Source organism: Paenibacillus vini (assembly GCF_018403325.1).
Taxonomy (GTDB): Bacteria; Bacillota; Bacilli; order Paenibacillales; family Paenibacillaceae; genus Fontibacillus; species Fontibacillus vini.
Genome location: NZ_BOSL01000006.1, coordinates 208809 through 219910, shown reverse-complemented (window position 1 = coordinate 219910; position 11102 = coordinate 208809). Strand labels below are relative to the sequence as shown.

The window sequence follows — 11102 nt, the reverse complement described above, 5'->3', positions numbered from 1 at the left end:
TTGCTCTACACTTTGCGAAGCGATAAGCTGATCGTCGTCCCTTTCCCGGGCGTGGATTCCAGCTCAACATTATGGCCTAACATTCCGGCGATTTCCCGTACGAGATAAAGCCCCATGCCGGTCGATTCGAGGTATTGCCTTCCCCGCTCCCCCGTGAAATAGGGACGAAACACCCGGTCGATATCCTCCGGTGCAATCCCGATGCCTTCGTCACGGATATGGAGCCTGATGTGCTCTCCGGCGTCCTCCGCAGTAAGAACCACTTCTTTCCCGGGACCGCCGGAATAGTTCAGCGCATTGGTTAAAATCTGGCCCAGCATAAAGCGAAACCATTTGGCATCCGTAAACACGCGCGCCTCTGGGTCGATCTCGAACTTTGGCGTGATTCCTTTACGGATGAACAGCGCGCGGTTCTCCACGACGGCTTCCCTTGTCGCCCCGAGCAGTCCGATGGCCTCAACCGCAAAATCCTGTTCGAAATGCTCAAGGCGGGCGGAATAGAGAACCATATCCAATCCTTTCCGGATTCGTTCAAGCTCCTCGCGGATACTCTCGGCGTGTTCTTCCTCCACGTCGGAGAGTGTCAACTGGATGACCGAGAGCGGCGTTTTCATCTGATGGACCCAACGGTTCATGAAAGTCAGATGCTGCTCGGTCCGGCTCTGATGCCGGTGAAGCTGTTCGCGGTACAGCCCCTCGAATTGGGCGAGCCGCTCGTGAAAAGCCTCGGGCAGCGCAGCGTCTCCCAGCGGCGGATTGAACAACTCGCCAGGCGGCTCCTCGGAGGAAAGCGATTTATACATCGCACGATGCGTAAAATACCGGTAACCGAGATAGATCCCCAGCACCGAGACGCTCAGCAGAATCCCGTACAGGATGATCCGTACCGGACGTCCTTCGCCCGTCAACCCGTAAACGAAAGGGACAAGCAGCATTTGAGCGGTAAAAAACAGAATCAGCGGCAACTGTTCCTTCCAGAATAGCTTCATACCGGAGGCTCTTCTTCCGCGGCAATCCGGTAGCCGGCGCCACGGACCGTTTCGATCCCGGCTTCCGCTCCCAGCTCTCTAAGCTTCTTGCGTACTCTCGTGATATAGACGTTTAGCGTATTGTCATCGATAAAGTGCTGATCCTCCCACATCATATCCAGCAATCGTTCCCGGCTGACGACCCGGCCGCCCTTTTCCATCAGCATCGTCAGCAGATCGGTTTCTTTTTGCGTAAAATCAGTCGAAGTCCCTCGGTATGACGCCATAAAGCGCTCGGGATACAACACGAGCCCCGCATATTCGATACTCCGCTCCTGCTCCCGCCCGGATGAGTACGCCCCGACGGCACGACGAAGCTGGCTGCGGATTTTGGCCATCACAATCTCCATGTCAAAAGGCTTCGTTATATAATCATCAGCCCCGTTCTCCAGAGCCATAACCTGATCCATCTGTCCATCGCGCGCTGAGATAAAAATAATCGGGCAAAGCGACTTCGCCCGGATTTGCCGGCACCAGTAGAAACCGTCAAACTTCGGAAGATTCACGTCCAGCAACACCAAATGAGGCTCCGTTTCCAGAAACATATCAAGCACCTGACTAAAATCCTCGACAACCGTCACGCTGAAATCGTATTTCATCATGGATGAACGAAGTTTGTCCGCGATCTTTACGTCATCCTCAACAACGAGGATCCTATACATCCTTGATCCATCTCCTTTCCGCGAAACACTCTGTCTTATTCAGTAACAGACATTTTCAGTAAAATACGTCGCGCATTCCTTAACGTTTTCATGTACCTTCAAATTTCCATTAAGAAAAATTTCTGCAATAGTTAATAACCTATTATATTGTTCCGTCAAATCCATTTTATTTTCCTTTTCTAAATCGCGAAAAATATATGTAGGATGTCCGTGCCTTAAAATCTGTTATACCATATTACTGTCTTTTCATGCGCGGTTGGAAAATTCGAATTAGTCTCCCGATTATCTAAAATATCTTTGGATCTTTAAGTTCCGCCCACTGTATTTCTGGTTGTTCTTCATGATTCATTGTAATGGTTCCTACAAAGATTTCGTTTTTATCTGGGTTCTCCAAATAATGTTCCATCATGAAGCTTACAATTTTTGATAGTCTCAGCTCTAAAATCTTATCCTTATCAATCCAGTGTAATTCTCCTTCATCTGAATTTATATAGCTAAGACTCTTGGTTTTTCCGAAATATACAAATTGCTGTCTTATTTCTTCCTCTTTGATTCGTAACAATATGTATCGTAATTTCAGTTCTTCGATCTCTTCCTCTTGTATTCCGGATTCTTCGTAAATTTCTCGAATGCAGGCTCTTTTCGGAGAATTCAGTTCATCCGCCTCCAAATGCCCACCGAGTCCTGTCCAAAACACAGTATCCGTAATTCTGCTTGAATCCTTCTTCATCATAATTACTTTGTTTTCATTAAATAGAAAGGCCGTAGACATTTGTCTAACTTCCATCCTTCATCATTCCTTTTCTTCACTCGGCATACATGCTATTCATTAATGCAATATAAGTTGTCATATCTTGCGGTACCCCATTAAATTCCAAGGCATAAAACTCAAATGAACTATCATTAATCAGTTTGTATTGAATCAGTACTTTGGTGTCGTCTCCTAGATATGTAATCTCGCCTATCACATTAACATATGTATTATTATCGTCCGCTACAATGGCTTTCCATTTTGGATTTAGAAAATAGTTATCTACCATCTGACTTATGGTTTTATCAGGATACGAATTCATGGTCCCCTCTTTAACCATATCAACAGCACTTGGATCGGCAATGCCGATAATTCCGGAAATCAACGTGGGGGCGAAGATTAAAATTGCAAACGTAATACACCAAACAATGGCGTATGCACTTTTCTGTTTCAATATATGTGCTCTTCTAAAAAGATAAACGGGGATAATAAATAAGGCCCAAAGCAACATTTCTTTAGTGTTATGACCTGCTCTTTTTAACTTTATTTGATCAATTACACCCAGTATGGCATTGAGTATTGGCGTAATGAACCATAATGAGCCGCTAGCCACACCAATTGCTCCAGATAGTATAAACTCTAACAAAGTCCCTAAAATGGGTGTGAACGCCATTATCCATACTAGTGTATTGTTAATATCTTCACCCTTCAAAGGCGGCGGTACAATACTTCTATCAATTAAATCTGTCTGGCCTATATCGGCCCAATCTGACATTCCTGATTTCCATACCTTAGTGCTTAAAAATACTCTTTCAGCGTTATAAAGATGAAGCAGCTCAAGCCTTGAAACAGGGCCGTACCTCTCCCCATTAAACACATAGAACCATTTTTCGGCTTCGTGTTCGGGGTTTACTTTAATATTCGGGTAAAAAGTTATATCTTCAAATTTTCTATCACTTTCTTTGGGCTTCTTCCAATTTAAACCCTTAAGTTTATAGGGGGTAAAAACATTATTCCCGCAATTAGGACAGACTGAATTCTTCTGTTTCTTCTGCTCCTCCCCGCATCTACTACAAAACATATTTCGAACACCCCTTATGACCATCCATGATTCCTCTACCTATATAGTTTACATTGACCGCATCAAGCCCTACATCCTTCGCCCATATGGATAATTGACCCATGTGATGTATTTCGTGTACGATCACATGCTTTATGACTTCACCATAATAATAAGTATGAGCTGACCATGGCACGGTTACAGTCTTAAATTCTTCTGTTGGAGACCATTTCAATAGGTGTTTATTCACTATCTCTTGACTTTCCCTTGATAATTGTCGAATCAGTTCCAACGACTTGTAATGTTCATAATTCGGTTCGGAAACTACATCACCGTGTATAGCTTGTATCCAACTGCATTCCACATCAATAATATGAAAGAAAGTTCTAAGTATGGATCCATGCCCCCCTTGGCGCTCCTGAACAAGTTCATTTTCCGATAATTTTGAACATTGACTAAACCAATCTTCCCTAACCATCCAGTTGTATTTAAACAAATCTATCATCTTGAGTGCCCCTTCCTCTAAGGTTGCCATACTTCCCAAATGTTGCCGTCCGGGTCTGCGAACGTGATGTTTGGTCCGCTTGTCATCCGTTCTCCAATGATATTCACACCGTTTTCCTTAAAACGTTCATATAGCTCTTCGATCCGTGGAATTATGAAACAGGCCATGGCATGGGGTCTTCCGTTATCCAATGTCCAGGCAAAGCGTAATCGACCGCCTTCCTCATCCGATTTGTGCAGGAAAAGAGCAGGCACAACTTGCCGTAAACCAGGCGAAGGCATGTCTCCGTTCCTATCAGGTAAATTCAAAACTGCCGTCTCCATCCCAGGCTCAACACGATCGCGGTGTGCGGGTTGGTACCCCAAATTCATTTGGTACCATTTAATAGACTCGTAAACATCATTTACTGGTACGTAAATACAAGTTACACCCGTAATGTCCTCCAGACTTTCCTCCACCTTGATTTCCTCGCTTTCCCGCATATCCGTTCCTCCCTATTAAAATAGATTCTATCTTTCATATACTAACCAGGTTTTAGCATCTTCCGGGTCCGAAAAATACGAAACGGGTTTCTTGATTCCTGCTTTATTAACGCATCGCTTGAATCTCCATTGATTTATTCTAGAAAAGCCAACGAACGCTAGTTTTTCTATATAGGGATCTAAATTAGTCAGATTGTTTATTAATTCATTAAGAACCGCACTTGTTACCGATGTCTTATACATATCTATCCATATTTTAAGTTTCTTATTGGTTTTAAAAATAAATTCTTCTTCCTTTCTCATTAGTTCAAACAGCATTTCTTCATTCTTATACTTACTACCATACTTCAAGCAATGAATTTCGCCACCCTTATAATAATAAGGAATATCGAGCCACCTGGAGATTTCATTTTATCCCGCTCCTTAAGGATACTGAACTTCAAATTCTTGAACGAAAACTCCTGTTCCGGAAATATAAACATCCATTTTACTTTCATTACGTATAACTTGGACATGTACTCTTCCATCCCTGCCAATTTCTTGACCTTGTTCAACAAAAAAATCTGCAGCCTCACTATTTTCATTCAAGTACGTCAGATAATAGGCCCCCATCACGCCCGATGCAGTACCTGTAATCGCATCTTCTTTCGTCCCTGAGTACGGGGATGAAAAGTGCCTCGCGTGCATAAAAGCATTCTTATCCATGGTTTCCATACAGAACGGATGTATGGATGATCTTTGATTTTCGAGCAATACTTCAGGAAACATCTGGTTGTTGGGACAAATTCTTGCGAATAGATCCAACCCTTTAATAGGTATTAACAGCGTCCAGGTACCTGTGCTTCCATAAACAATAGGCTTGGATATATCGATCGTTTCTTCCGAAAGCCCCATACATTCGGCTAGGGCCGAGACTGAACCATGATACGGAATAAATCGGGGGTGATCCTGCTTCATGGTTATAAATAAATCTCCTTTTCTATCTGCAAAGGAAATGGGTAAATTACCAACATTCGTCTCGATCGTTATCGAATCTTTATTTTGTAACAATCCTAAAGTCTTCAAGCAATACATTGACGCAATCGTAGCATGACCACAAAGATTAATTTCATGTCCTGGCGTAAAGTACCTCAGTCTAAGATCTGCCTTTTTCGAACCAGTTAAAAAAACGGTTTCGTTAAATCCAACCTTTTCAGCAATGGCCTGCATTGCTTTTTCATCTAAGTCATCAGCTTCCAGGACGACGCCAGCCGGATTTCCCATATTGGCGACCGATGAAAATGCATCATAATGGAGTACTTTTCTTTTAGGCACCAAACATCCCCCTTAACCTTATTTTATTAACCCTAAGACAGGACAACATTATAGTATTTATGAAACAACCCAGCCCTAGATAGCTCTTATCATAGGCTGGGTCGTGAGTTGCCGGGATTAAATTGTGGTTACTCTTCTGCTCTTTTCTTTATAGGTATATATAAATCAACCTTAGCTTTTCCATCGGGATCCTCAAATGGATTATTCATACAAAACTCCAGGCAGTGTTTATCATCAGGATCGTACCCGCTATTTGGCAACCATTGTCCGTATACAACTTGGTATGCGATAGCGAATTTATCAATCGTATCGTAGAACTGATACAATGCATACAGGCCACCATTTAAAGTCTTATACTTAATATTAGGATCAAAATCCTTGTTGTGATCACCCTTGATCGTTAAACATGCATCATAACGACATGCATATTCATCAGTTAAACTTGCGTCATCGAGAGAGATCCCAATATATGAGTGCTCGGGTGGATAGAAGCCTTTCTTAGCTGCCCATTCACCCAATACCTCCCATGCTTTACGGGTTTCAAGATAGCTTCCAACGTGCCTAACATACGCAACCTCGTAATCCGGCAGCTCCTTAACGGTAATATTCATTTCCCAGATCCTCCTCAGAAAGTTATTTGTAATCCCACTTTCAGAATAACGAGAAGGTTGTACTGTTTCTGCCTGTTTGTTGCCATGATATAAGGGAATATTGCTAATAATTGTTGGATCTCTTCTTACATCTCCAGGAGTATTACCGTAAAGCTGTTTGAAGGCTTGGTTAAAACTCGACGCAGAATCAAATCCACATAACATAGATATTTCCAGTATAGTCTTATCTGTATTTAAAAGATATTCAACGGACGCGATCAATCTTCTTTTTTTCAAAAAGGCATAGGGAGTCATTCCAACAATCGACGAGAACACCCGCGAAAAGTGATACTTGGAAAAGTTGGAGACCTCCGCAAGTTCCTCCAGACTTATCTTCCTTGAAAAATTATCATCCATATAATTAATTACATCATCAATTCTTTCAGAATAATGATTCATCGGTTTGATTGTCCTTTCGGCACTCTCTGGAAACTTTTATTCTGTTATTAGTTCCATAGGTTCTTTACAGTGTTTATAACCATTACGTTCATAAAAATCAACGCTCCATTCACTAGGCCAGACGATAATAAACTCGTATTCATTTGTTTTTGCCCACTCTTCAATATTCTTAAGCAAACGGCTTCCAATCCCCTTCCCCCTATGATCCGGTACTGTATAAACATTAGTCATGTAAGTAAATGGAGAGGTCTTCTTTCCGGGTCTGGGCACTTTAAAAATAAGTTCTATGTAAATGTGGGATAGAATACGACCATTACTTTCAGCGATCCAAACAAACCAACGATCTCCCTCAAGAATATCTTCAAGAAATGATTTGCATTCCAAATGAAATTCTTGATACTGATCTTCTTCAATTTTGGTATTTCTATATTCATTTGTAAAATCCCATCTCATCCTTATAAGCTGTTCAATATCATTTTTGTGAGCAAGTCGAATATGCACCTTTTCACCTCACTATTTTTCATCAATCGTCGAAAGCATCGCCCCTATCATTGGCGAAAATAACTTTAATCCCAAATCTGATCCAACTTATCCGAGTAAAATAAAATTGCGTTCTTATAGCTTCGGATCCCCTCATCGTTACTTGTTTCCGCCAGTTGCTTTAGTAATATGGACATTGACTCGCTGAATGCCTGCTGATTATATAGAACCATAGCATAGAAAACTTGATATTCTCTTCGGTCCGGAAATTCTTTCATGGCCGTCTCAAATATGGTTTTGGCTTCCTCATACATCCCCAAAGTTCTATATGTACTTCCCAGACCTAATAATGCACCTTGTCTCTCCTCTCCCCTTAATCCAAGCTCAAGAGACTTTTTATAATAAGGCACGGCATCACTTTCTAATCCCAGAGCGTCATGAATCCAAGCGCATTGGTACCAGACAGAGGGATCTAATGGTTGTTGATCCAGTAATTCAAGTAATAAAGATCGTGCCTCTTCCACTTTCCCTGATTCTCTTAATTGAATGGCAACTTCTAATTGTTGTTCCATGTCTATATCATTCCTTTTACTATCTATTCAAGATCATTATAACCTTAGTGATCCATTATTTGCTAAAAAAGAAATGGCATTGGGTACCCGAAAGAGGTCAAAGCTCCCCCCCCCATTTCGTCATTTATACATTAATTGTTACTTTGACCCGGTTCTACGATTTTGTCCCATGGAATGATATTTTCCAACACCAAGGCCAGCGTAATTCCAACCAGCAGGCCATTTTGAATAAAAGGTTGAATATAAGTTGGGACGCCGGCAAAATAGGAGTCCGGGAACGTCATGATCACTACGGCTACAAAGATCGGGATAGCGGATCGATAGACATTGCGTTTATTGAATTCGACCTTTTTCAAGAAATCCAGTGAAGACAGCAGCAACTGCAAATAAGATACGAACAACACCGTACTGCCAATGCTTAACGGGATATTGGAGAAAAATAGAGTGACCGGCGGAAATACACCCATCATGAGAAATAACGCCCCGCCAATCAAAAAAGGCGTTCGATGAATAATGCCGGATTGTTTTAAAAAACCGATGGATGATACAAACGGAGCGTAAGGAACCAGTCCAATTAATCCGCTTATTCCGGTGAATATGCCGGATATGATCAGGCTAGCGCTGAACTGCTTTTTGCTGGTCTCGCTGTCGTATAAATCTTCGATTCCCTTCAATGCGCCAAAGGTGTTCGCCAAATTCAAAATGCCTGTTACCACAGCCACAATAATAATGCCGACATTGAATTCAGGCTTTCCTAACAAAAAGAAATCGAAGGTTAGCGACGCACTCTCCTTAACAGTCTCTTCCTCGCCCAAAAATATAGCGAATGCAGCCCACCCAATGACAATGCCGATGAGCAGAGAATATTTACTGATCTTGTTCGGCAGCGTCACATTAACAATAACCATAAGCAACATCAAGATGATGGAAAGAAGAGCAATATTCCCTTGAATCGACACATGGTCTGGCGTGTTGCCCATAGGGATTCCCAACATGCCTTTGAGAAAAATCTGAATTAACTGGAAGCCGAACAGAAGCATGAACACTCCCATCACGCCTGGCTTGAATAGTTTTGCAAGCGCATTGCCCCAGCCGAATAGGCCCACAAGCACGGTGATAGCAGCAGAGATTAGAATCCCAACGGCGAGGCTGCCCCCTATTTCAGGCAAGGAAATCCCTTGAGAAGCAGCAATGCTTACGGTAGTTAGGATCATTCCCCACCATAAACCCGATTGCCCTTCCAAAATGGCCCGGCGATGTCCCCATAATGCTTGGCATATGCACGCGCACCCCGTCACGATGAAGGATAGCTGCAGGGTCGTCATAATAGAGCTATCTGATAATTGAAAGGCTTGTCCTACGGTGACCGGGATAATCACAATATTCGCAAATATGAAAAATAGCCACTGCAGCCCTGCAACCCAATTTTCTGTTTTTTTCAATTCTACCATTCGTATTATCCTCCTACATGATGTACATGCTAACCGACTCAGCCAGCACTCCGTAATGCAAACACACATTCTTTGTTATTACCCATTTCCTTCTTAATGAATGATAAGTATCATCGAGAACGGATGCATCTTGAGAAATGGCTCTTTAATGTAACAAAGACCAAGTGTCGATAACACCTGGTCTTTGTTTAAGTTCCACTCAAAGATGTTCAATCGTTTGCTTCAATGATAATTTCTCCTTCTCCGGAAGGCACTTCAAAACCCTCTAGAAATGAAGTTAGTATTTCTTCTGTTATTGTAAATGCTGCATTTGCATCGAACCGCTGACTCCGAATACGGAGTCGTTCACGTAATTCATTAGGATGAACTTTCAAATATATAAGCTTCCATCCCCCTCCTCCATCTTCAATTAATTTCTTATATTCATTCCGTCTCTTTCGTTGCCAAAAGCTGAAATCGATTACCACGTTACGCTTTTCATTTATAAGTTTTACTAATTCATTGCGCAACTTTAACTCGGCTTCACCTTTTAATTGCTCATACATTTCAATTGGATAGTCAATCCCGTAACGTCCATGTGTAGCCCATATTTCTTCATCAATGGAAAGACGCACAAAACCTCTTTTCTCTAATCTTTGAGCAAATGTTGTTTTTCCTGATCCGGCTACTCCGCACATCATTACTACTAATGGAGCGGAAACACCTGCTTGGATAATGTAATCATCTATTTCATAATCGTCATGCAACTGATATTCTCCTTTCATCTTCTTGAGAATCATGGGGGCTTATTTAATTAGCCGCCGAATCTTCATTCCATAATTCATTTTCTTTGATGATTTCAACCAATTTTTCTTGTGCATCTTCATTTAATGTAAAATGACCATCATCCTCAGAATCGGTGAAGAGGTTCGCACCGGATAAAAGCCAAAGATGAATTTTCTTTTTATCACTGTTGTTTAATTCAATAGTCACAGTGAAATCCTGCACTCTTATATCAAAAACTCCAGGATCAAACACGCCCGATTTCAATGCATTAATAACTGCAGAAATTTTAACCCGATCGGTCAAACTGGCACTTACCCCTTCTGAGTTTTCTATTAAAATTTGCTTTACATCACCCTGCTTAATACGGCTTCGTTCTTTCCATGTGTCTTCACTCGAAAACGAACATCCTGTAGACATTAGAACTAATAACAGTAAAAAGAGTAGTTTAAACTTCAGCAAGTGTCTTTTACACCTCCTTGTACATCCAACTGGCTTAGTCAGCAGTCGGTAGCGAAAACTATCAAAGTTCAAGTCTTAATCTAATCATATCCCTACACTGTATTCCATTCTCATAAATTTCATCTTTATAGTGTCTAATAAAAAAATCGTGATCTACGCCGACAATTCGAAAACCACATTTTTGATATAGAAACAGCTGAAATATACTGCTATTTCCCGTACCGATTTCCATCGTTTTTTCACATTGCTCTTTTGCATAGATGATAGCGAAATTAATTAATTGCTTTCCGATTCCTTTACCTTGAAAATCTTCTTTTACTGCAATATTTACAATTTCAATGGTTTCAGGGCGAGTTTTAATAATTACCAATGCACCGATAATTTCATTATTGTTGGTAGCTATGAAACACTCCCCTCTATCTATGTAATTTAAGATGATTTCTTCCGAAGGATCAGCTAACAGTAATAACTCTATTGGCACAGCTTCATTAGGGCCTAATAATCTAATCTCTACATCCATGAAT

14 protein-coding genes are annotated in these 11102 nt (G+C 41.5%); all 14 read right to left on the bottom strand.

Annotated elements, in window-relative coordinates; all coding sequences use genetic code 11:
- Positions 1-5: 5 nt before the first annotated feature.
- The 14 genes from KJS57_RS11690 to KJS57_RS11625 all read right to left on the bottom strand — a co-directional run bounded on the left by KJS57_RS11690 (position 6) and on the right by KJS57_RS11625 (position 11098).
- Positions 6-989, bottom strand: coding sequence for a sensor histidine kinase (locus tag KJS57_RS11690; RefSeq protein ID WP_213654921.1), 984 nt, complete (start codon positions 987-989; stop codon positions 6-8).
- A complete protein-coding gene (locus KJS57_RS11685; protein ID WP_213654920.1) occupies positions 986-1690 on the bottom strand; it encodes a response regulator transcription factor in 705 nt (234 codons plus the stop codon). Before KJS57_RS11685 ends, KJS57_RS11690 begins: the two co-directional genes overlap by 4 nt.
- Positions 1691-1976: 286 nt before the next feature.
- A complete protein-coding gene (locus tag KJS57_RS11680) occupies positions 1977-2477 on the bottom strand; it encodes an NUDIX domain-containing protein (RefSeq protein ID WP_244861496.1) in 501 nt (166 codons plus the stop codon).
- Positions 2478-2496: 19 nt separating this feature from the next.
- Positions 2497-3522, bottom strand: coding sequence for a DUF4339 domain-containing protein (locus KJS57_RS11675; RefSeq protein WP_213654919.1), 1026 nt, complete (start codon positions 3520-3522; stop codon positions 2497-2499).
- Complete coding sequence (locus KJS57_RS11670) at positions 3512-4006, bottom strand: DinB family protein (RefSeq protein ID WP_213654918.1); 495 nt, start codon at positions 4004-4006, stop codon at positions 3512-3514. The genes KJS57_RS11675 and KJS57_RS11670 overlap by 11 nt, the downstream gene beginning before the upstream one ends.
- A gap of 17 nt (positions 4007-4023) precedes the next feature.
- On the bottom strand, positions 4024-4488 hold the full coding sequence (locus KJS57_RS11665; protein ID WP_213654917.1) for a VOC family protein: 465 nt from the start codon (positions 4486-4488) through the stop codon (positions 4024-4026).
- A gap of 423 nt (positions 4489-4911) precedes the next feature.
- On the bottom strand, positions 4912-5802 hold the full coding sequence (locus KJS57_RS11660; protein ID WP_213654916.1) for a PhzF family phenazine biosynthesis protein: 891 nt from the start codon (positions 5800-5802) through the stop codon (positions 4912-4914).
- Between the two features lie 128 nt (positions 5803-5930).
- Positions 5931-6851, bottom strand: a complete 921-nt coding sequence (locus KJS57_RS11655; protein WP_213654915.1) for an AraC family transcriptional regulator — start codon at positions 6849-6851, stop codon at positions 5931-5933.
- A 36-nt stretch (positions 6852-6887) separates the two neighbouring features.
- Complete coding sequence (locus KJS57_RS11650; RefSeq protein ID WP_213654914.1) at positions 6888-7352, bottom strand: GNAT family N-acetyltransferase; 465 nt, start codon at positions 7350-7352, stop codon at positions 6888-6890.
- A gap of 65 nt (positions 7353-7417) precedes the next feature.
- Positions 7418-7903 (bottom strand): tetratricopeptide repeat protein, encoded by a 486-nt coding sequence (locus tag KJS57_RS11645; RefSeq protein ID WP_213654913.1) that lies wholly within the window; start codon positions 7901-7903, stop codon positions 7418-7420.
- Between the two features lie 131 nt (positions 7904-8034).
- Positions 8035-9354: a uracil/xanthine transporter gene (locus KJS57_RS11640; RefSeq protein WP_213654912.1), complete on the bottom strand. Its 1320-nt coding sequence runs from the start codon at positions 9352-9354 to the stop codon at positions 8035-8037.
- A gap of 209 nt (positions 9355-9563) precedes the next feature.
- The gene (locus tag KJS57_RS11635; protein WP_373316821.1) at positions 9564-10034 is read right to left on the bottom strand and encodes a P-loop nucleotide/nucleoside kinase family protein; all 471 of its coding nucleotides are present in this window, start codon (positions 10032-10034) and stop codon (positions 9564-9566) included.
- 109 nt (positions 10035-10143) lie between these two features.
- Positions 10144-10578, bottom strand: a complete 435-nt coding sequence (locus tag KJS57_RS11630; RefSeq protein ID WP_213654910.1) for a YhfM domain-containing protein — start codon at positions 10576-10578, stop codon at positions 10144-10146.
- 61 nt (positions 10579-10639) lie between these two features.
- Complete coding sequence (locus tag KJS57_RS11625) at positions 10640-11098, bottom strand: GNAT family N-acetyltransferase (RefSeq protein WP_213654909.1); 459 nt, start codon at positions 11096-11098, stop codon at positions 10640-10642.
- Between the last annotated feature and the right edge of the window lie 4 nt (positions 11099-11102).